General features: G+C 56.0%; 21 protein-coding genes. 16 read left to right on the top strand and 5 right to left on the bottom strand.

Features of this window, described 5'->3' with window-relative positions:
- The first annotated feature begins 97 nt into the window (after positions 1–97).
- A complete protein-coding gene (tadA, locus tag ETA_RS06080; protein WP_042958714.1) occupies positions 98–598 on the top strand; it encodes a tRNA adenosine(34) deaminase TadA in 501 nt (166 codons plus the stop codon).
- Here the strand turns inward: tadA and mltF are convergent.
- Positions 566–2047: a membrane-bound lytic murein transglycosylase MltF gene (mltF, locus tag ETA_RS06085; RefSeq protein WP_012440753.1), complete on the bottom strand. Its 1482-nt coding sequence runs from the start codon at positions 2045–2047 to the stop codon at positions 566–568. The genes tadA and mltF overlap by 33 nt on opposite strands.
- A 268-nt stretch (positions 2048–2315) precedes the next feature.
- On the opposite strand from mltF, the gene purL reads away from it, so the two are divergent.
- The 5 genes from purL to glnB all read left to right on the top strand — a co-directional run bounded on the left by purL (position 2316) and on the right by glnB (position 10746).
- Positions 2316–6200, top strand: coding sequence for a phosphoribosylformylglycinamidine synthase (gene purL / locus ETA_RS06090; RefSeq protein WP_012440754.1), 3885 nt, complete (start codon positions 2316–2318; stop codon positions 6198–6200).
- A gap of 588 nt (positions 6201–6788) precedes the next feature.
- Entirely contained in the window at positions 6789–8216 is a 1428-nt protein-coding gene (locus ETA_RS06095) for a sensor histidine kinase (RefSeq protein WP_012440755.1), read from the top strand.
- Positions 8217–8218: 2 nt separating this feature from the next.
- A complete protein-coding gene (gene qseG, locus ETA_RS06100) occupies positions 8219–8941 on the top strand; it encodes a two-component system QseEF-associated lipoprotein QseG (protein ID WP_012440756.1) in 723 nt (240 codons plus the stop codon).
- A complete protein-coding gene (gene glrR / locus ETA_RS06105) occupies positions 8938–10272 on the top strand; it encodes a two-component system response regulator GlrR (protein WP_012440757.1) in 1335 nt (444 codons plus the stop codon). Before qseG ends, glrR begins: the two co-directional genes overlap by 4 nt.
- Positions 10273–10407: 135 nt before the next feature.
- Complete coding sequence (glnB, locus tag ETA_RS06110) at positions 10408–10746, top strand: nitrogen regulatory protein P-II (protein WP_004159160.1); 339 nt, start codon at positions 10408–10410, stop codon at positions 10744–10746.
- Positions 10747–10917: 171 nt separating this feature from the next.
- Here the strand turns inward: glnB and hmpA are convergent, their stop codons facing one another.
- Entirely contained in the window at positions 10918–12099 is a 1182-nt protein-coding gene (gene hmpA / locus ETA_RS06115) for an NO-inducible flavohemoprotein (protein WP_012440758.1), read from the bottom strand.
- 334 nt (positions 12100–12433) lie between these two features.
- Between hmpA and glyA the strand changes: the two genes are divergently transcribed.
- Positions 12434–13687 carry a serine hydroxymethyltransferase gene (gene glyA, locus ETA_RS06120; protein ID WP_012440759.1) on the top strand — a complete coding sequence of 418 codons (1254 nt, stop codon included), beginning with the start codon at positions 12434–12436 and terminating at the stop codon, positions 13685–13687.
- A 107-nt stretch (positions 13688–13794) separates the two neighbouring features.
- On the opposite strand, the gene csiE is transcribed toward glyA, so the two are convergent.
- Positions 13795–15063: a stationary phase inducible protein CsiE gene (gene csiE / locus ETA_RS06125; protein ID WP_012440760.1), complete on the bottom strand. Its 1269-nt coding sequence runs from the start codon at positions 15061–15063 to the stop codon at positions 13795–13797.
- A 136-nt stretch (positions 15064–15199) separates the two neighbouring features.
- Between csiE and ETA_RS06130 the strand changes: the two genes are divergently transcribed.
- Together ETA_RS06130 and ETA_RS06135 are read left to right on the top strand one after the other, a co-directional pair.
- Positions 15200–15844, top strand: coding sequence for a DUF1007 family protein (locus ETA_RS06130; RefSeq protein ID WP_012440761.1), 645 nt, complete (start codon positions 15200–15202; stop codon positions 15842–15844).
- Entirely contained in the window at positions 15835–16818 is a 984-nt protein-coding gene (locus tag ETA_RS06135) for a nickel/cobalt transporter (protein ID WP_012440762.1), read from the top strand. Before ETA_RS06130 ends, ETA_RS06135 begins: the two co-directional genes overlap by 10 nt.
- A gap of 54 nt (positions 16819–16872) precedes the next feature.
- Here the strand turns inward: ETA_RS06135 and suhB are convergent, their stop codons facing one another.
- Positions 16873–17676 carry an inositol-1-monophosphatase gene (suhB, locus tag ETA_RS06140; protein WP_012440763.1) on the bottom strand — a complete coding sequence of 268 codons (804 nt, stop codon included), beginning with the start codon at positions 17674–17676 and terminating at the stop codon, positions 16873–16875.
- A 262-nt stretch (positions 17677–17938) separates the two neighbouring features.
- On the opposite strand from suhB, the gene trmJ reads away from it, so the two are divergent.
- The 5 genes from trmJ to sseB all read left to right on the top strand — a co-directional run bounded on the left by trmJ (position 17939) and on the right by sseB (position 23033).
- A complete protein-coding gene (trmJ, locus tag ETA_RS06150; protein WP_012440764.1) occupies positions 17939–18664 on the top strand; it encodes a tRNA (cytosine(32)/uridine(32)-2'-O)-methyltransferase TrmJ in 726 nt (241 codons plus the stop codon).
- A gap of 159 nt (positions 18665–18823) precedes the next feature.
- Positions 18824–19321 (top strand): Fe-S cluster assembly transcriptional regulator IscR, encoded by a 498-nt coding sequence (gene iscR, locus ETA_RS06155; RefSeq protein ID WP_012440765.1) that lies wholly within the window; start codon positions 18824–18826, stop codon positions 19319–19321.
- Between the two features lie 138 nt (positions 19322–19459).
- Entirely contained in the window at positions 19460–20647 is a 1188-nt protein-coding gene (locus ETA_RS06160; RefSeq protein WP_012440766.1) for an IscS subfamily cysteine desulfurase, read from the top strand.
- Positions 20648–20862: 215 nt separating this feature from the next.
- Entirely contained in the window at positions 20863–22167 is a 1305-nt protein-coding gene (gene pepB / locus ETA_RS06165; RefSeq protein WP_042958721.1) for an aminopeptidase PepB, read from the top strand.
- 86 nt (positions 22168–22253) lie between these two features.
- Positions 22254–23033 (top strand): enhanced serine sensitivity protein SseB, encoded by a 780-nt coding sequence (gene sseB / locus ETA_RS06170; protein WP_012440768.1) that lies wholly within the window; start codon positions 22254–22256, stop codon positions 23031–23033.
- Between the two features lie 47 nt (positions 23034–23080).
- On the opposite strand, the gene sseA is transcribed toward sseB, so the two are convergent.
- On the bottom strand, positions 23081–23941 hold the full coding sequence (gene sseA / locus ETA_RS06175; RefSeq protein ID WP_042959275.1) for a 3-mercaptopyruvate sulfurtransferase: 861 nt from the start codon (positions 23939–23941) through the stop codon (positions 23081–23083).
- Between the two features lie 426 nt (positions 23942–24367).
- Here sseA and ndk point away from each other — a divergent pair, with 426 nt between their 5' ends.
- Together ndk and ETA_RS06185 are read left to right on the top strand one after the other, a co-directional pair.
- Entirely contained in the window at positions 24368–24799 is a 432-nt protein-coding gene (ndk, locus tag ETA_RS06180) for a nucleoside-diphosphate kinase (protein ID WP_012440770.1), read from the top strand.
- A 170-nt stretch (positions 24800–24969) separates the two neighbouring features.
- Entirely contained in the window at positions 24970–26139 is a 1170-nt protein-coding gene (locus tag ETA_RS06185) for a bifunctional tRNA (adenosine(37)-C2)-methyltransferase TrmG/ribosomal RNA large subunit methyltransferase RlmN (protein WP_012440771.1), read from the top strand.
- The last annotated feature ends 41 nt before the right edge of the window (positions 26140–26180 follow it).

Raw genomic sequence — 26180 nt, forward strand, 5'->3', positions numbered from 1 at the left:
ATATCAGTAGTTTGAGACAGCTCGTAAGATTGACTGCTTGCCTGCATGCGGCATTATTTCGGTATATAATGTCGCGTTTTTTTTGCTGGAGACTCGGGTGACCGATCGTAATGATGAATACTGGATGCGCCACGCGCTTCAGCTGGCTCGCCGAGCCTGGAATGAGGGTGAGGTGCCGGTGGGTGCGGTGCTGGTGCTGGATGGTCAGGTTATTGGCGAGGGATGGAATCGCCCTATTGGCCATCATGACCCGACGGCGCATGCTGAAATGATGGCCCTGCGTCAGGGGGGAAAAGTGATTGAAAATTACCGTCTGATGGACACCACGCTCTATGTCACCCTTGAGCCTTGCGTCATGTGTGCCGGTGCGATGGTACACGGCCGTGTAGGGCGGTTGGTATATGGCGCGCGCGATGCGAAAACCGGTGCGGCCGGTTCATTGCTTGATGTGCTGGGGCACCCTGGAATGAACCACCGCGTGCGGGTGGACTGTGGCGTGCTGGCCGATGAATGCGCCGCAATGCTGAGCGAATTTTTTCGCCAGCGCCGGGCTGAGAAAAAAGCGCTACGGCAGCGGCAAAGCACTGACGGGATTTAAGGCTGCATCAGGTTCTACTGCCGGATAGGCCTGGCGAAGCTCGGCCTCGGCAGCCATTTTTTGCGCCAGCTTCCTCTCGCGATCCTGCAGATAACCGACCAGGCTGAGCTGGTATTTGCGGATATTCTCCACGTAGGCGTATGCCTCATGGCCACGGGCATAGCCGTAGGTCGTCTGGCTGTAGTAGCGTTTCTGGCTAAGCATCGGCAACCTTACTTTGACATCCGCCCAGCTGTTCGGATCGCCCTTCTGTTTTTCCGTCAGCTTACGCGCGTCAAGCATATGGGCGTAGCCCATGTTGTAGGCCGCCAGCGCGAACCATATTCGCTCATCTTCAGGCACGCCCGATGGGACTTTTTCCATCATGTGCGTCATATATTCACTGCCGCCACGAATGCTCTGCTCCGCATCGGTACGATCGCTGACGTTCAGGCTGTCGGCCGTACTGCGCGTGAGCATCATCATGCCGCGAACCCCGGTGGGGGAGGTGGCCAGCGGATCCCAGTGCGACTCCTGATACGAGATCGCCGCCAGCAGTCGCCAGTCAATCTTCTTGGCGTATTTCTCAAACAGCCTACGGATATCCGGCAGCGTTTCGTCGATAGAACGTAAGAAAGTGCGGGTATCGACATAATCAAAGGTGCCGACGTGGCCAAGATATTTTTCATCAAGGCGGGCAATGACACCTTCTTCTGACATCTTGCTGAAGAAATCGAGCATCGCGGCGTTAAGGCTGTCATTCGCCTCCTGCTGAGTGTACCAGGTGACGGCTTCTTCTTCAGTAATATCAAACGCTACCGTCAGCTGCGGGTGGATACGCTGCATCAACCCGATCGACACCGAATCTGCGATGGTGTAGTCGATCTTTCCATCCGCTACGGCCTGTAATAACCCGTCCGGGGTCCGATCGGTTGAGACCGCCCAGTCAAGATCCGGGTACTGACGATCTTTAATCTCTCGCAGCGACGACAGATAGGCTGAGCCTGAAGCCACCGTCAGGCGGCCTTTAAGATCGCCGAGATTTTTCGGACGAGATGTGCCGATGCGGTACACCAGCTGCTGTGAAACCGAATAATAGGACGGGCCGGCGCGGAAACGCTTGAGTCGCTCCCTGTTGTAGATTAAACCGGCAGCCAGGATATCGGCCTTATCATCGGCCAAATCGTCAAACAGGTCGGCCAGGTTCGGACGTACGGTGACCACCAGCCTGACCCCTAAATAATCGGCGAAGCGTTTTGCCAGCTCGTAGTCCATACCGGCCGGAGATTGATTGACGGTGTAGTAAGTCAGCGGGGAATTTATGGTGCTGATACGCAGCTCTCCACGCGATTTAATCTGCGCGATGCGATCGGTTGAGCCGCCATACCACGGGATCGATGGCCACAGTGCCAGCGCAAGCAGCACGGTGATTAGTCCGATCAGCAGATAATTAAACCTAAGGCGTTTCAAATAGTTATCTCTCGATTTTTCTCAGGCGTCTGTCTTATAAGGCAGTATTTATGGTCTGTAATCGGCCCTGAGCGTGGAGCATTTTGCTTAACTACGGGCATCGGTGCAACAGAATTCAACAACTTTAGTGTGTTTTTTAGGCAGCATTGGTCGCCACTAAATTCAGCGCAAACGGTTTCGTAACGGGTGGGGATTCTCTATAATAGCGCCGGTTTTCCCTGTTGCGCCCAATGTAGCGTCGCCCGGCGCTCGAGACGAGAGATCTTTAATGATGGAAATTCTGCGTGGTTCGCCCGCTCTGTCGGCATTTCGTATTAACAAACTGCTGACCCGCTTTCAGGACGCTCACCTGCCGGTGAGTGACATTTACGCCGAGTACGTCCATTTTGCCGATGTCAGCGCGCCTCTCAGCGCGGATGAAAAGTCACGCCTGCAGCGCCTGCTGAAATATGGCCCCTCTCTCACTGAGCATACCCCGGAAGGCCGTCTGCTGCTGGTGACTCCGCGTCCCGGTACGCTTTCGCCGTGGTCTTCGAAAGCGACGGATATCGCTCATAACTGCTCGCTGCCGCAGGTGATCCGCCTGGAACGCGGTATGGCCTTCTACATTAAGGCCCCGCAGCTAACGCAGTCACAGTGGGAGCAGCTCACGGCGCTGCTGCATGACCGCATGATGGAAACCGTGTTCAGCGATTTCCAGCAGGCCGAAGCGCTGTTTGCGCACCATCAGCCCGCTCCGCTGCAAAGCGTCGATGTGCTGGGCGAAGGCCGCAACGCGCTGGTTCAGGCCAATATCAAACTGGGCCTGGCCCTGGCGGAAGACGAGATTGACTACCTGCTGGCGGCGTTTGAAAAACTGGGCCGCAACCCGAACGATATCGAACTGTATATGTTTGCCCAGGCTAACTCCGAGCACTGCCGTCACAAAATTTTCAATGCCGACTGGGTGATTGACGGTGAGCAGCAGCCTAAATCGCTGTTCAAGATGATTAAGAACACCTTTGAGAAAACCCCGGACCATGTGCTGTCAGCCTATAAAGACAATGCCGCGGTGATGGAAGGCTCAAAGGTGGGGCGCTTTTACGCCGATCCGCAGGGGCGATATGACTTCCATCAGGAAGATGCGCACATTCTGATGAAGGTGGAAACGCACAACCACCCGACCGCCATCTCCCCGTGGCCGGGAGCCGCAACCGGCTCCGGCGGTGAAATTCGTGACGAAGGCGCTACCGGACGCGGTGCGAAACCGAAAGCGGGTCTGGTCGGTTTCTCGGTATCCAATCTGCGTATTCCCGGCTTTGAACAGCCCTGGGAAGAGGATTTCGGCAAGCCGGATCGCATCGTCACCGCGCTGGATATCATGACCGACGGCCCGTTGGGCGGGGCGGCCTTTAACAACGAATTTGGCCGCCCGGCGTTGACCGGCTACTTCCGCACCTATGAGGAGCGCGTGAACAGCCACAACGGCAGCGAGCTGCGCGGCTACCACAAGCCGATTATGCTGGCGGGCGGTATCGGTAATATTCGTGCCGATCACGTTCAGAAAGGCGAAATTAGCGTGGGAGCCAAGCTTATCGTGCTGGGTGGCCCGGCGATGAATATCGGCCTCGGCGGCGGTGCGGCGTCGTCAATGGCCTCCGGCCAGTCTGACGCAGACCTCGACTTTGCCTCCGTACAGCGTGATAACCCGGAAATGGAGCGCCGCTGTCAGGAAGTGATTGACCGCTGCTGGCAGCTGGGGGAAGAGAACCCGATCCTGTTTATTCACGATGTTGGCGCAGGCGGCCTGTCTAACGCCATGCCGGAACTGGTGAGCGACGGTGAGCGCGGCGGACGCTTTAATCTGCGCGATATTCTCAATGACGAACCGGGCATGAGCCCGCTGGAAGTATGGTGTAACGAATCCCAGGAGCGTTACGTGCTGGCCGTTGCCCCGACAAGCCTGGCGTTGTTCGACGCGCTGTGCCAGCGTGAGCGCGCACCTTATGCGGTGATCGGCGAGGCAACGGAAGAGATGCACCTGTCGCTGGCAGACAGCCATTTCGACAATACGCCGATTGATATGCCGCTGGACGTGCTGCTAGGCAAAACGCCGAAGATGACCCGCGATGTCACCACCCGGCAGGCGAAAGGCGAGGCGCTGGTGCGTGATGGCATTTCGCTGGCCGATGCGGTGCACCGCGTGCTGCATCTGCCCGCCGTAGCGGAGAAAACCTTCCTTATCAGTATTGGAGACCGTTCGGTTGGCGGCATGGTTGCCCGCGACCAGATGGTCGGCCCGTGGCAGATCCCCGTGGCGAACTGTGCGGTGACCACCGCCAGTCTCGACAGTTATTACGGCGAAGCGATGTCGCTGGGCGAGCGCACCCCGGTGGCGCTGCTCGACTTTGCCGCCTCTGGACGTCTGGCGGTAGGCGAGGCCATTACCAATATTGCCGCCACGCAGATCGGCCCACTGACGCGCATCAAGCTGTCGGCAAACTGGATGGCGGCAGCCGGGCACCCTGGCGAAGATGCTGGCCTGTATGAAGCGGTCAAAGCGGTGGGTGAAGAACTGTGTCCGGCACTGGGCATCACCATCCCGGTGGGTAAAGATTCCATGTCGATGAAAACCCGCTGGCAGCAGGACGGCGAACAGCGCGAAATGACCTCTCCGCTGTCGCTGGTGATCACCGCATTTGCCCGCGTGGAAGACGTGCGCAAAACCGTGACCCCACAGCTGCAGACCAGCGATAACGCCCTGCTGCTGATTGACCTTGGCCACGGCGTTAACGCGCTGGGTGCCACCGCGCTGTCACAGGTTTATCGCCAGCTGGGCGATAAGCCTGCCGACGTGCGGGATGCGCAGCAGCTGGCTGGTTTCTATCATGCCATTCAGGCGCTGGTCGCCGACGGCAAACTGCTGGCCTATCATGACCGTTCAGACGGCGGGCTGCTGGTGACGCTGGCCGAGATGGCCTTTACCGGCCACTGCGGTATCGAGGCCGATATCGCCGCGCTGGGTAGCGACAACCTGGCCGCTCTGTTCAATGAGGAGCTGGGCGCGGTGATCCAGGTCGCCGCCGCCGACGTGGCGGAAGTCAGAGAGGTGCTGGTGGCCCACGGCCTCGGCGACTGCGTGCATCTCCTGGGCAGGGCGGTCAGCGGCGATCGCTTCACCCTTTCCAGCGGTAACTCAACGATTTACAGCGAAAGCCGTACCACTCTGCGCACCTGGTGGGCAGAAACCACCTGGCAAATGCAGCGTCTGCGCGATAACCCGACCTGTGCCGATCAGGAACACGAGGCGAAGAAAGATGACCGCGATCCGGGGCTCAACGTTGCCCTGACCTTTAAGCCGCAGGAAGACGTCGCCGCGCCATTTATTGCCACGGGCGCACGGCCGAAAGTGGCGGTGCTGCGTGAGCAGGGGGTTAACTCCCACGTTGAGATGGCGGCTGCCTTCCACCGTGCCGGTTTTGAGGCGGTTGACGTGCATATGAGCGACCTGCTGGCGGGCCGCCGTGGACTGGACGATGTTGAGGCGCTGGTCGCCTGTGGCGGCTTCTCCTACGGTGACGTGCTGGGTGCAGGCGAAGGCTGGGCGAAGTCGATTCTGTTCAACTCTCGCGTGCGTGACGAGTTCGAAACCTTCTTCCACCGTCCACAGACTCTGGCGCTTGGCGTGTGTAACGGCTGCCAGATGATGTCAAATCTGCGTGAGCTGATCCCAGGCAGCGAGGCGTGGCCACGCTTCGTGCGCAACCAGTCAGAGCGCTTTGAAGGGCGCTTCAGCCTGGTGGAAGTGGCGGCCAGCCCGTCACTGCTGCTGGACGGCATGGTTGGTTCGCGTATGCCGATTGCGGTGGCTCATGGTGAGGGCTTCGTTGAGGTGCGTAACAAGGCGCACCTGGCAGAGCTGGAAAGCAAAGGTCTGGTGGCGCTGCGCTTTGTCGATAATCACGGCAGGGTGACAGAGCAGTATCCGGCTAACCCGAACGGTTCAGCGAACGGCATCACGGCGGTTACCAATGAAAGTGGTCGGGTCACCATTATGATGCCGCACCCGGAACGCGTCTTCCGTACCGTCAGCAACTCCTGGCACCCGGCAGAGTGGGGCGAAGATAGCCCGTGGATGCGCATATTCCGTAATGCCAGAAAACAGCTGGGCTAAGTCAATCTGTTGAAAAGGCTGGATTTATTCCAGCCTTTTTTTATGGGCCTGCCTGTTGTCGCATATTCCCGACATCACCTTCGGGACTTGTCTCCTTTAGGCGACATTCAGTGTTATGAATTTTATGGTTTTTTTTTTGAAGACCCTTTTTTTGTCTCTATGCGGAGACGGTTTTTCATAGCGAACACTCAATTTTTAAATCATTCTGCCAGGGTGTAATGAAAATACCTTATTTAACAGGGGTTTGTTTTTTTATACAAATATGGCACGACAATTGCTAATATACTGGTAGTGGCTCATTCACCTGGTTATGACAGCCCTGCGCAAGCGGACAAGTGCCCATAATATTCGAATGACGCACAATACGGTGCCTGTCGTCCACCTCACCGATAATCGTTCACTTTGTGACGTTATCAAACATCGGACGCAACGTTGAGTTAGGCACCACCTCTTTCGTTACGCTGGCTTTCCGGCGTGACCGCAATGGCCGGTTCTGTGAACCGGCCATTTTCATTTTGGCCGCAGCGCTTCCTTCTGTGCACGCGCTCAGCTAGCATCGCCGCTAACCCTTTTTAAAGAGATCCTGCCGTGAAGAGATGGCGTCTGTTTCCACGTTCGCTGCGCCAGCTGGTGCTGATGGCGTTTTTACTGGTGCTGTTACCGCTACTGGTGCTGGCATGGCAGGCCTGGGAGAGCCTGTCGGCGCTTAGCGAGCGCGCCGCGGACACCAACCGCACCACCCTGACCGACGTGCGCAGAAGTGAAGCAATGGCCCGCACGGCGCTTGAGCTGGAGCGCAGCTATCGCCAGTACTGTGTACTGGATGACCCGATGCTGTCGCGCCTGTATCAGACACAGTACGGCCGTTATTCACAAATGCTTGATGCGCACGCCGCGGTGCTGCCGGATATAGGCATTTATGACACCCTGCGCCGGTCTTTCACCCAGCTTGGTGCTATGCACTGTGAAAACAGCGCCCCGGTGCGTGCGGCGGCTGAACGACTGGAAGACTTTTCGACCGCCAATGGCCAGCTGGTCAGGTCAACGCGTGAAGTGGCTTTCGCGCGGGGTTTACAGCTGCAACGAGAGATTGCCGGGCGCGGACAGTATTTCGGCTGGCAGGCGCTGATCCTGTTTCTGCTCAGTCTGGGTCTGGTACTGCTGTTTACCCGCATGATTATCGGCCCGGTCAAAGCCGTCGAGCGCATGATCAACCGACTGGGCGCGGGAAAGTCGCTGGGCCAGGATCTGGCGTTTAAGGGGCCACGCGAAATCCGATCGCTGGGGCAGCGTATTCTCTGGCTTAGCGAGCGCCTTGCCTGGCTGGAATCTCAGCGCCATGAATTTTTGCGCCATATCTCTCATGAATTAAAAACCCCGCTGGCGAGCATGCGCGAAGGCACTGAACTGCTGGCTGACGAGGTGGCGGGGCCGCTGACCGCCGATCAGCGCGAAGTCGTCACTATTCTTAACGATAGCAGCCGCCATTTGCAGCGCTTAATTGAACAGTTGCTGGACTATAACCGCAAGCTGGCGGATGGCCCGCTGGAGCTGAAGGACGTTCAGCTCCAGCCGCTTATTGCCACGCTGGTTTCTTCTCACAGTCTTACTGCACGCGCTAAGCAGGTTCACACAGAGATAGATTTGCAGGCGGTTCTCTGCCGCGCTGAACCGATTTTGTTACTACGGGCAATCGATAATCTGTACTCCAATGCGCTACACTATGGCGCGGAATCTGGAAAAATCTGGATACGCAGTCGGCAGCAGGGCGGTCTGGTACAGATTGAGGTCGCCAATACCGGAACGCCAGTTCCTGCCGCAGAAAGAACGCTGATTTTTGAGCCCTTTTTTCAAGGGAGCCTGCAACGTAAAGGCGCGGTAAAAGGCAGCGGCCTGGGGCTCAGTATTGCTAAAGACTGCGTGCGCCAGCTGCACGGTAATTTGCAACTGATCGACAGCCTTGATGCTGATGTGTGCTTCCGCATTGAATTACATACCACCGCCGGGAAAAGATAATCATGCAACTGCCCCATTTTTCTGCCGTAGTGAAGCGCGGAGGTTTTGGCCGATCTTTCATCATCGTTTTGCTGGCGTTCGGCCTGATGGCATGCAGTCAGAAACAGCCGCAGTATGTGGCGGAGGGGGCGGACAGCACCTTGACTGAACCTCAACAGGACGTTGCCGATTTTCATCTGGTTAGCTGTCAATATGTCTGGTCCTATATGGGCGATGCGGCGCTGAATAACCCGCTTTACTGGCAGCGCGCCATAGACTGTGCTGTGCGCCTGACGCCTGCGGAAGCCCGCGCAAAAGCCAAAGGCCAGCCGGTGGATAGCTGGCAAAATGCTTTCAGGCAGGCGGTATTGCTTAGCCACGGTAACGTTACCCCTATTGAGCGACGTCATTTTCTACAACGGCTGGATAGCTACGCGCAGGATTACCCGGCGCCGGTGCGGCCCTTACTGATATTGTGGCGTGATGGGCAGAGGGCGCTGCTGCAATTATCCGCAGAGCGGTCACGATACGCCGCTTTAGAGCAGAGTACTCAGGCTGAACGTGTTGCGCTGCGCGAGCAGCAAACGGAACTTCAAAAAGAGCTGGCTACCACAAGACGCAAATTAGACAGGCTGACGGATATCGAACGCCAGCTCTCCGCGCGTCGTCCGGCAGACGCGAGCGAAAGCAATGGTCATGACGCCGGGGCAGCGGAAAATTCATCAGCGGATGAGGCAAATCCATGATCAAAACATCGGTGCGATTACTGCTGGTCGATGATGACCCCAGCTTGCTTAAGCTGCTGGGAATGCGCCTGCGCAGTGAAGGTTTCACCGTGGTTACCGCCGGCAGCGGCCCGGAGGCGCTGCGTGTGCTCAACCGCGAAAACTTCGATCTGACCATCAGCGATCTGCGCATGGATGAAATGGACGGTATGACGCTGTTTGTTGAGATCCAGAAGCTAAAGCCCGGCATGCCGGTGATTATTCTTACCGCACATGGTTCGATCCCTGATGCCGTGGCGGCTACCCGCCAGGGGGTATTCAGCTTTCTCACCAAACCGGTCGATCGCGATGCACTTTATAAGGCCATTGATGAGGCGCTGGCACATCGAGCGCCCGTTGCAGACGAAGCCTGGCGTGCCAATATCGTCACCCGTAGCCCACTGATGCTGCGTCTGCTTGAGCAGACCCGCATGGTCGCCCAGTCTGATGTCAGCGTATTGATCCACGGCCAGAGCGGCACGGGGAAAGAGGTGCTGGCCCAGGCGATACATGGTGCCAGCCCGCGTGCAGGCAAAACCTTTATCGCCATCAACTGCGGTGCGCTGCCGGAACAGCTGCTGGAGTCAGAACTGTTCGGCCACGCGAAAGGGGCCTTTACCGGGGCGGTCAGCAGCCGCGAGGGGCTGTTCCAGGCCGCCGAAGGGGGAACGCTGTTCCTTGATGAGATAGGCGATATGCCACAGGCGCTGCAGGTCAAACTGCTGCGCGTATTGCAGGAGAGAAAAGTACGGCCGCTGGGCAGCAATCTCGACGTGGATATCAACGTTCGGATTATCTCCGCTACCCATCGCGACCTGCCCAAGGCGATGGAGAAAAACGAGTTCCGCGAGGATTTATTCTATCGCCTCAACGTGGTGAGCCTGAAAATTCCGGCGCTGCATGAGCGCGCCGAGGACATTCCGCTGCTGGCGACCCACCTACTGAGGCAGTCGGCCGAAAGGCATAAGCCCTTTGTGCGCAGCTTCTCGACCGATGCGATGCGCCGTCTGATGGCGGCCAGCTGGCCTGGCAACGTACGACAGTTGGTCAACGTCATTGAGCAGTGCGTGGCGTTAACGTCGGCACCGGTGATTAGCGATGTGCTGGTTGAACAGGCGCTGGCGGGAGAAAACACGGTATTGCCAACGTTTGTCGAGGCGCGTAACCAGTTTGAATTGAACTACTTGCGTAAACTGCTGCAAATGACGAAAGGCAATGTGACCAACGCCGCGCGTCTGGCAGGCCGTAACCGTACCGAGTTTTATAAGCTACTATCACGCCATGAACTGGATGCGGCAGATTTCAAAGGATAATTTTCAGTGCCGCTACGCGGGTGACTTATGGTAGTTTAGCTGCCTGAAAAGAGAGACAGCGCGCCCGGCGTGACCTGTCCGGCGATGTTAACTGATTGCTCCTCCGCCCAGCGGAAGGCGAAAAAAGGGTCTGCCATGAAAAAGATTGATGCAATTATCAAGCCGTTCAAACTGGATGATGTGCGTGAAGCGCTGGCCGAGGTCGGCATCACCGGAATGACGGTGACGGAAGTCAAAGGATTTGGTCGCCAGAAAGGGCACACCGAGCTTTACCGTGGCGCAGAATATATGGTCGATTTTTTGCCTAAGGTAAAGATTGAAATTGTGATCGCTGACGACATCGTCGATACCTGCGTTGATACCATTATGCGCACGGCACAGACCGGAAAAATCGGCGATGGCAAAATTTTCGTCTACGACGTGGCGCGAGTGGTTCGCATCCGTACCGGCGAAGAAGATGAGGAAGCGATCTGACGGAGCCTTGACATCGGTAGCCTGGCATAGCCAGGTGAGGTGAACGCCACACGCACGACTCCGTTGTAGTACTGCGGCGCGGCGGCCAAAGCGAAATCGATCGACCCAGGCCAGAGGGCTGGAAAGCGCCATGCCTTTTCCGGCCCTCTGGCCGTATAATATCCCCATGCCTTAAAGGGTGCTATGCGGCCCAAACACCTCATAGTGGATGTGGCTCTGCCCTACGCCAAGCTGCACCAGGCTTTGTTCCACGGATCTCATAAACGCCAGCGGGCCGCACAGATAATAATGCTGCGCCCGATCGCTAAAACAGGACTTCAGCGGCAGCAGATCCATCAAACCCCGATGGTGACAGGTCCCTTTATCCTCCTCCAGGGGATGCTGATACCAGATATGCTGCGAGAAATCAGGCAGCCGTGCTCCCAGTGCGCTTACTTCTTCCGCGAAAGCATGCGTGTTGCCATTTTCCGTGGCGTGCAGCCATTGTACCGGGGCGGGATGCTTATCCTGCGCCAGCTTGTGCAGCATCGCCAGCATTGGCGTCAGGCCGACGCCGCCGGAAATCAACGCCACCGGCGTGCGTGCGTCGATATCAATAAAGAAATCACCCGCAGGTGGCGACAGATGCAAACGTGAGCCCGGCTGCTGCTGGTGCAGCCAGCTTGACAAGGTTCCACCCGGCTGATGACGCACGGCAATACGATAATCACGACCGTTGGGGGTACGCGTCAGGGAATATTGACGAATCTCCTGATTTTCAAACGATGGATCCGTCACCCACAGCGCCAGATACTGCCCCGGACGATAGTCGGCTACCGGTCTGCCGTCGACCGGCGTCAGCACAAAACTCTTAATCATCGAGCCCTGCGGAATGACTTCACTGATAACGAACTCACGCTGACCGCGCCAGCCGCCACTTTTTTCTTCCGACTGCTGATAAATCTGCTCTTCACGCTGCACGAATACGCCGGCCAATACGCCGTAGGCTTTGCCCCAGGCTGCCAGAACGTCGTCGCCGGGATGCAGCATTTCGTCAATGGTTGCCAGCAGATGCTGTCCGACCACGGCATATTGGGCGGGACTCACGGCAAAAGTGGTGTGTTTTTGCGCGATTTTTTCCACCGCCGGGCCGAGTGCCGCCAGATTGTCCAGGTTGCTGGCATAAGCCGCGATAGCATTGAACAGGGCGACACGTTGATTGCCGTTGCTCTGGTTGCTCATATTAAAGATATCTTTCAGCTCAGGGTGATGGTCGAACAAACGTTGATAGAAATGTTCAGTAAGGCGTGGCCCCAGTTCTGCAACGGCGGGAAGGGTTGATTTAACGGTGGCAATGGTTTGGCTATCCAGCATTTTTTTGCTCCTGCATGAGAAAATCATAACATGTATTTTATATGCATCTTATGGCAATCGAAGGTGCATTGTAAATACGCTTATAATATTCAGGGATATATTTTCTCGCTGCCTGTAGGATGAGATGAGATTCATGCCACGACCAATGAGAACAATTCCGCAGGCAAAGGCTTGCCACAAAGTGGAGTCAAACCTTACCGACGCTGAAGCCAATCGTTTGCGTAAAAAGGCTGCCGTGAAGCTATTCAACGGGTGGGCAAACAGTTTACACTGTGGCTATTACCCCCGTATGTGGGTCATACCTTTCGAAAGTCAGTTGAGTCAGGAGATGCAGATGTTAAAGCGTGATATGAACATTGCCGATTACGATGCCGATTTGTGGCAGGCGATGGAGCAAGAGAAAGTGCGTCAGGAAGAGCATATTGAGCTGATTGCCTCAGAAAACTATACCAGCCCTCGTGTCATGCAGGCTCAGGGATCTCAGCTGACCAACAAATATGCTGAAGGCTATCCGGGCAAGCGCTACTACGGCGGCTGCGAACATGTGGATATCGTTGAGCAACTGGCTATCGAGCGCGCTAAAGAGCTGTTTGGTGCTGACTATGCCAACGTGCAGCCGCATTCTGGCTCCCAGGCTAACTTCGCCGTTTACACGGCGCTGCTACAGCCGGGTGATACCATTCTGGGCATGAACCTGGCTCACGGTGGCCACCTGACCCACGGCTCTCCGGTTAACCTGTCCGGTAAGCTATATAACGTCATCCCTTACGGTATCGACGAAACCGGTAAAATTGATTACAACGAGCTGGCCGAACTGGCTAAAGAGCATCAGCCAAAAATGATCGTGGGCGGTTTCTCTGCCTATTCCGGCATATGTGACTGGGAAAAAATGCGTGAAATCGCCGACAGCATCGGGGCTTACCTGTTTGTTGATATGGCACACGTTGCAGGTCTGGTTGCTGCGGACGTGTATCCGAACCCCGTACCGCATGCCCATATCGTCACCACCACAACCCATAAAACGCTGGCAGGGCCACGCGGCGGTCTGATCCTGGCGAAAGGCGGTGATGAGGACCTGTACAAAAAGCTGAATTCAGGCGTCTTCCCTGGCAGCCAGGGCGGCCCGCTGATGCACGTTATCGCGGGTAAAGCGGTGGCGTTCAAAGAAGCGATGGAGCCTGAGTTTAAAACCTATCAGCAGCAGGTTGCGAAAAACGCCAAAGCGATGGTGGAAGTGTTCCTTGCTCGCGGTTACAACGTTGTATCCGGCGGTACGCACAACCATCTTTTCCTGCTGGATTTGGTAGACAAAAATCTCACCGGTAAAGAAGCGGATGCGGCCCTGGGCCGAGCCAACATTACCGTGAACAAAAACAGCGTGCCTAACGATCCGAAGAGTCCGTTTGTGACTTCCGGTATCCGCATCGGTTCGCCAGCGGTGACGCGTCGCGGCTTTAAAGAAGCTGAAGTGCGCGAGCTGGCCGGCTGGATCAGCGATATTCTTGATAATATCACTGACGAAGGCGTGAGCGAGCGCGTGAAGAAGCAGGTGCTGGATATCTGCGCCCGTTTCCCGGTCTACGCATAAGCGAGTTTTGCCCCGTAACGAGGGGACAGCACGATCAATAACGGGGGACGTCAGTCTCCCGTTTTTTTGTCTTACGGCTGCTCACCCCGGCGGCCAAACGCACCTTGCTAAGACTCCAGCAGCGTGCGAAGACTGCGCAGCTGGTGTTCTCCCAGCGGCAGCTCAGTATAGATAAAAGGGGGAGAGTAGAGCGGTAGCGAAGTGGGATAGGGGCTAATGACCAGCGTTATGCCGGGCGGCGCGCTGTTATGCTGAAAGTCGTGAACATCCTGATATTTGATATTCAGCGGCAGCAGGGTCAGCTCACGTAACTGTTGCTCAATCTGCTGCTCTAGCCCCGGATTGTCTCCCGTAAGCAGCAGCACCTGCTTCTCATGCAGGGCGTTTTCCTGCACCAGCCATGCGCCAAAAATAATCGCAACCAGCTCCATCTCTTGATGAGAAAACGTGACCGCATACTGCTGTTCAAAAGGCTTCATCGCCTTACGCGTGGTGCGCAGCAGGCGGGGATAGTGTAGGCAGATATTCTCTGACAGGTTGTCATCAATACCTATGGCGAACAGCGCGCGCTCCAGCGCCTGGGCCAGATGAGTATAGAGGCGCGCGCTGAGATCGGGCCTATGACGAAATTCGATACCTGCGATGTGCTGAAAGCGCGCAATCGAAGACTCTACGGCCTGTAGCAGGGCACGCTCATTTTCTCCGGTTACTGTCGCCGCTAGCGGAGTATGTAGCTGGCTGAACATCAGAGTCAGTAACATCGCCAGATGGGCATCGGTCTGATAGCCGCGCTTTTGCCAGCAGCGAGCAATCTCTTTAGCCAGTACATATTCCGTTTTACCGAGCAGCCACTGCCGTTGCCGCGGGCTGAACTCCGGCTGGCAGTGCCATGCAAGCGAGTAACGTAGCCAAATTTGCAGGAAAAAGCCGTCGCGGGCGCTAAATTCACGCGCCAATTGCTGCGAACAGTGTTGGATCAGCACCGTCAGATTGTGCTCATCATACAGGGCCTTATCGACGGGCTGCGTCAGCAGGCGGCGCTTTACGGCATCTGCAAACCAGCCGCTGACAAACTGCGGAGACAGTCGCAGCGCCCGGCGCAAGCCGTGCAGCAGGCACAGCCGCTGGTCCAGCGGCGTGCCGCTGAGATACAGGTGCCCCGCTTCGTCTGGATTAATAGCCAGGTGGTGATTGCGCTGGATTTCTGCTGCCAGCTCCGCTATATCTTGTCGCGCGAGGGTGCGATCGCCACCGTTGAGCTGACAAATTGACGCCAGCGTGACGTCGTGGTTAGGCAAGAGGAGCATTAACAGCAGGCGGCAGCGGCGCTGCGCGGTGGAGAGGGCAGCACCTTCAGATAAATAGTCACTCGTCATCTGCTATCTCAGTAACGGTAGATGTATTAAGCATAGTCTCGGCGGATGACTCGGCGACCAGGCCGGCCGGTTTTATTCAGAGCTTTTAAGGCAGGTCACAAAAATAGTCGACGATTGTCTGGAATAGGATTTTACTGTGTTACATTATAACAAATTGGGCGTTCCGCTATGTTGGCTGATGGCCATTGGTACGCCGGCAGTCTCGGCGCATCCGCATAGTTTTATCGCAATGCAGACCACGCTGGTGCATCAGGAAGGACAGCTTTCCGGGTTAAAAATGCGCTGGGTGATGGATGAAATCACCTCTGCCGATCTGCTTTATGATGCGGGTAAAGCGCAGCCTGATTCGGTGGTCTGGAAAAAGCTGGCGGCTGAAGTGATGGCCAACGTTCTCGTACAACACTATTTCACCGAATTCTGGCACCAGAAGCAGCCGGTTAAGTTTGACAAGATGCCGAAGCAGTATGGGTTGTCGCGTCAGGGAAACAGGGCGGTGCTGGAGTTTATTTTGCCGCTGGCTCATCCGCAGCCCTTAAAAGGCCAGCGTTACACATTTTCCACTTTTGACCCGACCTACTTTGTCGATATGACTTACGATTCTGAAAAAGATTTAACCTTACCGCCGGAGCTGGCCTCACAGTGCCGCTTGCAGCTACAGACTCCGCAACCCGGTGCCTCGCTAAAGGCCTACGCACTGGCGCTGGATAAGAACGATGCGCCGACGGATGAGATGGAACTTGGCCGGCAGTTTGCTCAACAGGTGACGTTGGTATGTCGGTGACAATGCAAATAACGCGTCGATACGGCGCGTGGTTTCTGCTTCTGGCGCTGCTGGCCGGCGGTGGGCTCCTGCTATGGCAATACTGGCCGCAAATGCTCTGGCAAAGTGCCCTGTGGCAAAAAGACTTGCACCGACAGATGACCCAGCTGTTGCAGCAGGTCGCCGAAAACCCGCAGCAGGCGGGGCTGGCGCTAATGGGATTTAGCCTGCTGTATGGCATTTTACATGCCCTGGGGCCGGGGCATGGCAAGGTGATCATCGCAACGTTTCTTGCTACTCATCCAACGAAAATGAAAACCAGCCTTCAACTGACGCTGGCAGCCGCACTGGTGCAGGGCGGTATCGCCATTGCGCTGGTTACGCTGGTGCTGGGTATACTTCAGCTTTCCGCCCGTCAGCTCCATCTCAGCAGCTACTGGCTGGAAAAGGGCAGCTACCTGCTGGTTATCGGGTTGGGGTTGTGGCTGTGCTGGCGTGCATTAAGAAAACTGGCGCTTCAGCGGGCAGCCGTGCCGCCGAGCATGAAGATAAATCGTATTCTGCCCGCAGGAAAGCAGCATGGCGCGCACTGTGGGTGCGGTCATCAACATGTGCCGGACGCGAATAGGCTGGCGCAGGCACCGGGGTGGCAGACAAAAACAATGGTGGTGCTGTCGATGGGATTACGTCCCTGTTCAGGCGCCATTATGATGCTGCTGTTTTCCAAAGTGGTCGGCGTCTGGTTCTGGGGTGTGCTGTCTGCCCTGGTGATGGCGATGGGAACGGCGCTGACCGTCTCGGCTATGGCGTTGCTGGTACATCTTTCCAGGAAGCTCGCGCTGCGTTTCAGTCGTGATGATAGCCGGACGAGCTGGCAAATTATCGTGCTGAATAGTCTGGCGTTGCTTGGGGGGATGGTGCTGGTGGCTGTGGGAGCACTATTATGGCTTAGTGCGCAACCGGCAATGTCTGGCGGCATCCGGCCAATGTTCTAACCGTCAATCAGGGCCGATCGTCCGTTGGCGATCGGCCCCTGCTGCCTGAAACGATTAACGCTTAAGCGCTTCGCTCAGCTCGTCGCGCATGTTGGCCAGCATCGCTTTCACTACGCGCGGATTGCCCGCAACGATGTTACCGGAGTGCATGTAGCCATGAGCGCCGATAAAGTCGGTGACCAGGCCGCCCGCTTCGCGCACCAGCAGTTCACCGGCGGCAAAATCCCACGGCTTAAGGCCAATCTCAAAATAACCGTCGACGCGGCCTGCTGCCACGTAGGCCAAGTCCAGCGCGGCAGAACCGCTGCGGCGGAAATCGGCGCACTGGGTGAACAGTTTGCCTACGATGTTGATATAAGGGGTAGCGTGTTGCTTCACTTTGAACGGGAAGCCGGTTGCCAGAATGGTGCCGTCCAGGTCGCGAGCGGTGCCGCCGCGCAGACGGTAGCCATTTAGCTGGGTGCCCTGGCCGCGCACGGCGCTGAACAGTTCATTACGCATCGGATCGTAGACGACCGCCACTTCGGTACGGCCTTTAATGCGTACGGCGATAGAAATACTGAAATGAGGCAGGCGTTTGATGTAGTTGGTGGTGCCATCCAGTGGATCGATAACCCATTGCACATCCTGATCTTCGCCCTGTAGCTCACCGCTTTCTTCAGTAATGATGGTGTGCTTTGGGTAAGACTTGCGGATCACTTCAATAATCTGGCGTTCCGCTTCGCGGTCAACATTGGTGACAAAGTCATTGCTGCCTTTCTGGCTGGCTTCGACGGAGTCCGGGGTTTCATAGTGCTTGGCAATTACGTTTCCGGCCTTGCGCGCAGCGCGCACGGCAATGTTGAGCATCGGATGCATAGGTAGTATCGTCTCACTGGATGTTAAAGAACGGGTATCCTGAATATTTGCAATGGGTAAGAAGCAACGCATGAACGCCCGTTTGCACCGACAGATGCAGGTCAGGGAAGGCGTACCTCTTGTAGCCACTGCGCGTATTTGGGATTTTTATCATAATCTGATAGAAAACGGCGCGTAGTATAGCAGGGTACATCGGTAAATGTCCTGAAAATATGCTAGCATCGCTAAATTATCTCTCAACCCCGGAAGACCCCTAACCCTTATGCTGCAAAATATCCGAATTGTGCTGGTAGAAACGTCTCATACCGGCAACATGGGTTCCGTTGCCCGTGCGATGAAAACGATGGGCTTAACCAGCCTTTATCTGGTCAATCCACTGGTCAAACCCGATTCACAGGCGATAGCGCTGGCCGCCGGAGCCAGTGATGTGATCGGCGAAGCAAAAATCGTTGATACCCTCGATGAAGCGATATCCGGTTGCAGCCTTGTGGTTGGCACCAGCGCGCGTTCACGCTCTTTGCCATGGCCCATGCTGGACCCACGGGAATGCGGGATAAAAAGCGTTGAAGAAGGGCAGCACGCCCCGGTAGCGCTGGTGTTTGGTCGCGAACGCGTTGGGTTGACGAACGAAGAGCTGCAAAAGTGCCACTATCATGTCGCAATCGCCGCTAACCCGGATTACAGCTCGCTGAATCTGGCGATGGCAGTACAGATTATTGCCTATGAGGTGCGCATGGCTTTCCTGCAATCCGTGGAAGCACCGCAGGCGCAGTGTGATGATTCTCCTTATCCGCTGGTGGACGATCTTGAACGTTTCTATCAGCATATGGAAAAAATGATGACGGACAGCGGGTTTATCCGCGCGGCCAGTCCGGGACAGGTGATGAGCAAAATGCGCCGCCTGTTTACCCGTGCCCGCCCGGAGCGTGATGAGCTGAATATTTTGCGCGGCATGCTCTCGTCTCTTGAGAAACGGCAGGGCGATTAAAGCGGTGCTAAAAACAGTACAATAGTTGAGTGAATTACTGGGTTAAATAGTTGACTGTTTTACTAGGTTAAATACTTGACCAAATTACTCGGGAATGGCAGACTGGCGAACATAATTTGTTAACACCCATTCAGGGTTATAACCGAGGTTGTTTACGCCATGAGACTGACATCCAAAGGCCGTTATGCTGTTACCGCTATGCTTGATGTTGCGCTGCATTCTCACGAAGGCCCGGTGCCTTTAGCTGATATTTCAGAGCGTCAGGGCATTTCCCTTTCTTATCTTGAGCAGCTGTTCTCACGTCTGCGTAAGAATGGCCTGGTAGCCAGCGTGCGCGGTCCGGGCGGCGGTTATCTGCTGGGTAAAGCCGCCGATGCTATTGCGGTTGGTGCAGTGATCACCGCCGTTGATGAGTCGGTGGATGCGACCAAATGCCAGGGTAAAGAAGGCTGTCAGGGCGGCGAGCGTTGCCTGACTCACGTTCTGTGGCGTGACCTAAGCGAGCGTATCAGCGACTTCCTGAATAATATTACCCTGGCCGAGTTGGTTAACAACCAGGAGATCCTGGTCGTTGCGGACCGCCAGAATAGCAATGAAATCCGTCGTGCGCCTCATGGCCGCATGCACGAGACGATTAACGTCAATCTGCGCGCCTGATCGCAACCCCGGCGAAGTCATCTTCGCCCGCAGAAACGCATAAAAGGCCTGAAATGGCCTTTTATGCGTTTCTGCTATCCGTAAAATTTCAGGGCGCAGGAGGGCGGAAGACAGCAACCTCCCGGAGCTTAACAAGCAATGAAATTACCGATCTATCTGGATTATTCTGCCACCACGCCAGCCGATCCGCGCGTAGCGGCCAAAATGATGCAGTATCTCACCCAGGATGGCACCTTCGGCAATCCTGCATCGCGATCCCACCGCTTTGGTTGGCAGGCTGAGGAGGCGGTCGATGTGGCCCGCAACCAGATTGCTGAACTGGTTGGAGCCGATCCGCGCGAGATCGTTTTTACTTCCGGTGCTACCGAAGCCAACAATCTGGCGATCAAGGGCGCAGCCAGTTTCTATCGGGAAAAGGGCCGCCATATCGTCACCTGTGCAACGGAACATAAAGCGGTGCTGGATACCTGTGCTCAGCTGGAGCATGAAGGTTTTAGCGTCACTTATCTCACTCCGCAAAGCGATGGTTCCCTCACCTTACGCCAGGTTGAATCTGCGCTGCGCGATGACACCGTGCTGGTGACGATTATGCACGTCAATAATGAGATAGGCGTGGTGCAGGATATCGCCTCCATCGGTGAACTTTGCCGCGCGCGAGGCATTATCTTTCACGTTGATGCCACGCAGAGCGTCGGCAAGCTGCCCGTCGATCTCGGCCAGCTGCCCGTCGATCTGATGTCTTTCTCCGCTCATAAGATCTACGGGCCGAAGGGGATCGGTGCGTTGTACGTCTGCCGTCGGCCGCACATCCGTCTGGAAGCGCAGATCCACGGAGGTGGACATGAGCGCGGTATGCGCTCCGGCACGCTGCCGGTGCATCAGATTGTTGGTATGGGCGAGGCGTATCGCATTGCTAAAGAGACCATGGCCGACGATATGACGCGTATCGGCGCGCTGCGCCGCCGACTGTGGCAAGGAATTAATCGTATTGAAGCGGTATCCGTTAACGGTTCGCTGGAGCACGGCGCGGCAAACATTCTTAACGTCTGTTTCCATTATGTTGACGGCGAATCGTTGGTTATGGCGCTGAAAGACCTGGCGGTTTCTACCGGGTCGGCCTGCACCTCTGCCAGCATGGAACCTTCTTACGTCCTGCGCGCTATCGGACTGAGCGATGAGCTGGCGCACAGCTCCATTCGTTTCTCTCTGGGGCGTCTTACCAGCGAAGAAGAGATCGATTACGCTATTCAGCTGCTGCAAAAGTCGATTACCCGTCTGCGTGAGCATTCTCCGGCCTGGCGGGCTTTTAAAGCCGGTAGTGAGTGAGTTGGCCGGTTAGCCTGAATTATCGCCTTTTGCCTAACGGGCCGGAATTTTCCGGCCCGTTTTACTTTCCCCAGATCTTAATCGCATCCTGTGAAAACTTCGCTGACAGATTTCTGTTAGGCTGATCGGACGAATTCAACTAGCATCGTGCTGCGGCGAATCGCAGCGGTCGGAGATACCGGCCAAAATAACGAAAAATGATAAGGAGCTATGCGATGACCACCCCGATGAAAATAACTCTGTCAACCACAGCGGCCGACCCGCGCTGGGGCGAAAAAGCCACGCTGAGCAGCAACGACCAGGGGATGACCATCCACCTGAACGACAGCGATCCGCTGGTGACCATCCAGCGTGCCGCTCGCAAGATCGACGGCCAGGGGATCCGCCTCGTTAGCCTGAGCGGCGAAGGCTGGGATCTGGAGAACAGCTGGGCTTTCTGGCAGGGTTATCGCGGGCCGAAGGGCGAGCGCAAAGTGCAGTGGGCCACGCTGAGCGATGCCGAACAGCAGGAGCTGAACAACCGCCTGAAGATTGTCGACTGGGTGCGAAATACCATCAATCTGCCGGCGGAAGAGCTGGGGCCTGAGCAGCTGGCCACGCGCGCCATCGATTTGCTGTGCGATGTGGCCTGCGATGCGGTCAGTTACCGCATTATCAAAGGCGAGGATCTGCGCCAGCAGAATTATACGGGATTGCACACCGTAGGGCGCGGTTCATCGCGCAGCCCGGTGCTGCTAACGCTGGACTATAATCCGGGCGGCAACGCCGAAACCCCGGTGTTTGCCTGCCTGGTCGGTAAAGGGATCACCTTTGATACCGGTGGATACAGCCTGAAACCGAGCGGATTTATGGACTCGATGAAGTCCGATATGGGCGGAGCGGCAACGCTGACCGGCGCGCTGGCTTTAGCCGCCGCTCGTGGGCTGAAAAAGCGCGTGAAGCTGATCCTGTGCTGTGCTGATAATATGGTAAGCGGCAACGCCTTTAAGCTGGGGGATATCATTCGCTACCGCAACGGTAAAAGCGTTGAGGTGATGAATACCGATGCCGAAGGCCGCCTGGTGCTGGCCGATGGCCTGATCGATGCCAGTGCGCTTAACCCTGAACTGATTATCGATGCGGCCACGTTGACCGGGGCCGCAAAAACCGCGCTGGGAAATGATTATCACGCGCTGTTCAGCTTTGATGATGCGCTGGCCCAGTCGCTGTTGACCAGCGCGGCGGGAGAAAATGAGCCGTTCTGGCGACTGCCGCTGGCGGAATTCCATCGCAGCCATCTGCCGTCAAATTTTGCCGATCTCAATAACATTGCCAGCCCGGCACACTCTGCCGGTGCCAGTACCGCAGCGGCTTTCCTGTCGCACTTTGTCAGTGACTACAAACAGGGCTGGCTGCATATTGACTGCTCGGCTACCTACCGTAAAAGTGCCGTAGACCAATGGTCTGCGGGTGCTACCGGGCTGGGCGTGCGCACTCTGGCTAATCTGTTGCTGGACCGCGCAAACTCAATCAGGGCGTAGGCAAGCTCCCCCCTGTTGTGCTTCCATGAGGCAGGCCACGAGGCTGGTCTGCCCACCGTTTACCGTGATGAACCGGAACCTCTTTAATGAATGACCTTAATCCGCGTCTTGAAGACGTGCTGAAACTGGCGGCGACCGAGCCGGCGCACCGCCCGGCGTTTTTCGCCCTGTTGATGGAGGCCAGCGTTGTCGTGCCGGGCACCAGCGCCCAGCCTGAACAGGCGATTGATGCCAGCACGCCGGTCGATTTGCAGCACTGGGAAAAAGATGACGGAACTGACGTCATTCCGTTCTTTACCTCGGTCAGCGCGCTGGAAAGCGCGGTCAGCGGCGAGCAGGCGTATCTGGTCATGCCGGTACGTACGCTGTTTGCTATCACTCTCGGTGAAACGCTGTTTCTTAACCCGAAGCGGGAGAGCGGTAAAGAGTTCACGCCGCGTGAAATCAGCCATCTGCTGGAGGATGGCGGCAATGCGTTGAGTCAGCAGACGGTGCTGGAGGGAGGAACTTCGCTGCTGCTGTCCGAAATAGCCGAACCCCCTGCGCAGATGATCGATTCACTCACCCAGCTGTTTGCCGGATACAAGACCGTGCGTCGCGCTTACCTGGCGCAGATTAAAGAGGCGGCAGACCGGCCAGCCAATCTGCTGATTGGCATTGAGGCCGATGGTGATGTTGACGCAATCATTCAGGCGGCGGGCAGTGTGGCAACCGATACGCAGCCCGGTGACGATCCGATAGATATTTGCCGGGTGGCCGAGGGGGAAAAGGGCATCAGCCATTTCTTTACGGCGCATATCACCCCATTTTATGAGCGCCGCTGGGGCAGTTTCCTGCGCGAATTTAAAGTGAAAAATATCGATTAAACGGGTATTGCAGGCGTATCAGTAACATCCACCCTTCCGGGGGGAATTCACGTCGACTGCGCATCATTCACAATCGGCAGGTCATGACGGCTGCCCCATTCGCCCCAGGAGCCGTCATACAGCGCCACGTTTTTCACCCCGAGGCTGGTCAGCGCCAGAATGACCACGACCGCCGTCACCCCTGAACCGCAGCTGGCGATCAGCGGCTGCGAAAAATCCACGCCCTGCTGGCTGAAGATTGCCCGCAGCTCGTCGGCTGGCTTCAAACGACCTTCACTTACCAGCGTGTTCCAGGCAACATTCAGACTCCCTGGAATGCGGCCACGGTGCAGGCCTGGACGCGGCTCATCCACCTCACCGTGAAAACGGTTGGCGGCGCGGGCGTCAATAATCTGTGCTCCGCCTTCATGACTGATCAACAGCACCTCGGTGGCACGTTTGATTTCACCATTGTTTGGCCCAACGTCAAACTCTGCTTCAGCCACATCGACCGCACCACTGGCCAGCGGCAGCTGCGCCTGCTGCCAGCCCGCGAGCCCGCCCGCAAGGATCGACACTCGTTCGACACCAAAATAGCGCAGCATCCACCAGGCGCGCGGGGCCGAGAACAGATTGCCTTCGTCATACACCACCAGGTGCCTGTTGCTGGCAACGCCCAGCTCACGCATCGCGACGGCGAAGCTCTCGGCGCGCGGCATCATGTGTGGATAGGGGCTGGTATGATCGGACAGCGCTTCAATATCGAAAAACGGAGCGCCCGGCAGATGGGCTGTCAGATATTCGGCGTGAATATCACGCGTTTTCTCCAGTCCGGGAGCCAGCATGCGGGCGTCCAGTATCTGAATATTTTCATCGTTTAAACGCTGCGCCAGCCACTCTGCGGAAATAAAAAGAGAAGGTGTTGTCATTGCGGCCTCTTTGTTATTCAGGAATAACGCAGTGTCAGCGATCTTTTTGGCTATCACAAGCTTATATTTATTTGTTAACCCCGGCCGTTTGCGGCGTGCAGAAACCGGTGCCCGATGGAAAAGATCAGAGCGGTAATGAAACTATTTGACTCGTGCTGCGGCTTCTGGAGCGGCAACCGTATGATTGGACGGTGTTATCCCCCTAAATCAGACAGTTCCCCGGATGCTTTTCTGTTCATCTCGCGCCATGCTGCGTAAAATAGTTGCAAACAGGGGGGGAGGAATGCGATTTCCCGCGGAGTTTTCGCTAAATTATTGAAACTCAGATAGTCATCGATGGCGATGCCCCCTATAATTCGCGGCCACTTTCCCGGCTCGGGACAGGTTTTTACGGCTATATTCGAAAAAAATAATACAGGGGTCCACATGACTATTGAGCGTACATTTTCTATTGTTAAACCTAACGCGGTGGCAAAAAACGTTATCGGTGCCATTTTTAGCCGTTTTGAAAGCGCCGGCTTTAAAATCGTTGGCAGCAAAATGCTGCATTTGAGCAAAGAGCAGGCTGAAGGCTTCTACGCAGAACATCAGGGCAAGCCGTTCTTCGACGGTCTGGTCGAGTTTATGACGTCGGGTCCGGTGGTTGTTTCCGTACTGGAAGGTGACAACGCCGTGCAGCGTCATCGTGACCTGATGGGTGCAACCAACCCGGCCAACGCTCTGGCGGGTACGCTGCGTGCCGACTATGCAGACAGCTTCACCGAGAACGCAACCCACGGTTCAGATTCTGCAGAATCGGCCGCGCGCGAAATCGCTTATTTCTTCGGCGAAGGCGAAATCTGCCCGCGCACCCGTTAATTCGGTTGCCTGACGGAGAAGGGGGCAAAATTATTTTGGCCTGACGCTTTAACCCTTCATAAGTCATGAGTACAATGATGCGCCCCGGCAGTTTACTCTGCGGGGCGTTTCTTTTTTATTCACCCCAAAACCCAGCGCCATAACGTGTAACAACGAGGCCAGAGAACACTATGTCAGAACTTAATGTGACGCCATCGTCCGTATCACCTGAAATCGTCATCCCAAAAAAAGAAAAAATCAACCTGCTGGATCTTAATCGTCAGCAGATGCGCGAATTTTTTGCCGGTCTGGGTGAGAAACCGTTTCGTGCCGACCAGGTTATGAAGTGGATCTATCACTACTGCTGCGATGATTTCGATGAAATGACCGATATCAACAAGGTTTTCCGCAACAGGCTGAAAGAACTGGCGGAGATCCGTGCTCCCGAAGTGGCGGAAGAACAGCGTTCGTCGGACGGCACCATTAAATGGGCAATCCAGGTGGGCGGTCAGCAGGTAGAAACCGTCTACATTCCGGAAAAAGACCGTGCCACCCTGTGCGTTTCCTCACAGGTTGGGTGTGCGCTGGAGTGCAAATTCTGTTCTACGGCGCAGCAGGGGTTCAACCGCAATTTGCGCGTATCGGAAATTATTGGTCAGGTATGGCGCGCCGCGAAAATTATCGGTGCCACCAAAGTGATCGGCCAGCGTCCGATCACTAACGTGGTCATGATGGGGATGGGTGAGCCACTGCTTAATCTGACCAACGTGGTGCCGGCGATGGAAATCATGCTGGATGATTTTGGTTTTGGCCTCTCAAAACGCCGCGTTACGCTGTCAACGTCGGGCGTAGTGCCCGCGCTGGATAAGCTGGGCGATATGATTGACGTCGCGCTGGCGATTTCGCTGCATGCGCCGAATGACACAATTCGTGACGAAATTGTACCAATCAATAAAAAGTACAATATTGAGACCTTTCTGGCGTCCGTGAGCCGCTATATCGGCAAGTCAAATGCGAACCAGGGTCGAGTCACCATTGAGTACGTGATGCTCGATCATATCAATGACAGCACCGATAACGCGCATGAACTGGCTGCGCTGTTGAAAGAAACACCGTGCAAAATTAATCTTATTCCGTGGAACCCCTTCCCGGGCGCACCTTATGGTCGCAGTTCGAACAGTCGCATCGATCGCTTCTCTAAAGTGTTGATGGAATATGGATTTACCACTATTGTGCGTAAGACTCGCGGCGATGATATCGATGCGGCCTGCGGTCAACTGGCCGGTGATGTCATTGACCGTACCAAGCGCACGCTGAAAAAGAAAATGGCTGGTGAAGCGATCTCTGTGAAGGCGCTCTGAAAGCCGAGTTTTTTGCTCACTTATCCCTGTGGTTTTGATGA

It is taken from the genome of Erwinia tasmaniensis Et1/99, from assembly GCF_000026185.1.
Taxonomy (GTDB): domain Bacteria; phylum Pseudomonadota; class Gammaproteobacteria; order Enterobacterales; family Enterobacteriaceae; genus Erwinia; species Erwinia tasmaniensis.

Coding starts and splice junctions, on each gene's coding strand:
- purL (WP_012440754.1), top strand. CDS start 2,316: ATGATGGAAATTCTGCGTGGTTCGCCCGCTCTGTCGGCATTTCGTATT.
- qseG (WP_012440756.1), top strand. CDS start 8,219: ATGCAACTGCCCCATTTTTCTGCCGTAGTGAAGCGCGGAGGTTTTGGC.
- glrR (WP_012440757.1), top strand. CDS start 8,938: ATGATCAAAACATCGGTGCGATTACTGCTGGTCGATGATGACCCCAGC.
- glnB (WP_004159160.1), top strand. CDS start 10,408: ATGAAAAAGATTGATGCAATTATCAAGCCGTTCAAACTGGATGATGTG.
- hmpA (WP_012440758.1), bottom strand. CDS start 12,099: ATGCTGGATAGCCAAACCATTGCCACCGTTAAATCAACCCTTCCCGCC.
- glyA (WP_012440759.1), top strand. CDS start 12,434: ATGTTAAAGCGTGATATGAACATTGCCGATTACGATGCCGATTTGTGG.
- csiE (WP_012440760.1), bottom strand. CDS start 15,063: ATGACGAGTGACTATTTATCTGAAGGTGCTGCCCTCTCCACCGCGCAG.
- ETA_RS06135 (WP_012440762.1), top strand. CDS start 15,835: ATGTCGGTGACAATGCAAATAACGCGTCGATACGGCGCGTGGTTTCTG.
- suhB (WP_012440763.1), bottom strand. CDS start 17,676: ATGCATCCGATGCTCAACATTGCCGTGCGCGCTGCGCGCAAGGCCGGA.
- trmJ (WP_012440764.1), top strand. CDS start 17,939: ATGCTGCAAAATATCCGAATTGTGCTGGTAGAAACGTCTCATACCGGC.
- iscR (WP_012440765.1), top strand. CDS start 18,824: ATGAGACTGACATCCAAAGGCCGTTATGCTGTTACCGCTATGCTTGAT.
- ETA_RS06160 (WP_012440766.1), top strand. CDS start 19,460: ATGAAATTACCGATCTATCTGGATTATTCTGCCACCACGCCAGCCGAT.
- pepB (WP_042958721.1), top strand. CDS start 20,863: ATGACCACCCCGATGAAAATAACTCTGTCAACCACAGCGGCCGACCCG.
- sseB (WP_012440768.1), top strand. CDS start 22,254: ATGAATGACCTTAATCCGCGTCTTGAAGACGTGCTGAAACTGGCGGCG.
- sseA (WP_042959275.1), bottom strand. CDS start 23,941: ATGACAACACCTTCTCTTTTTATTTCCGCAGAGTGGCTGGCGCAGCGT.
- ndk (WP_012440770.1), top strand. CDS start 24,368: ATGACTATTGAGCGTACATTTTCTATTGTTAAACCTAACGCGGTGGCA.
- ETA_RS06185 (WP_012440771.1), top strand. CDS start 24,970: ATGTCAGAACTTAATGTGACGCCATCGTCCGTATCACCTGAAATCGTC.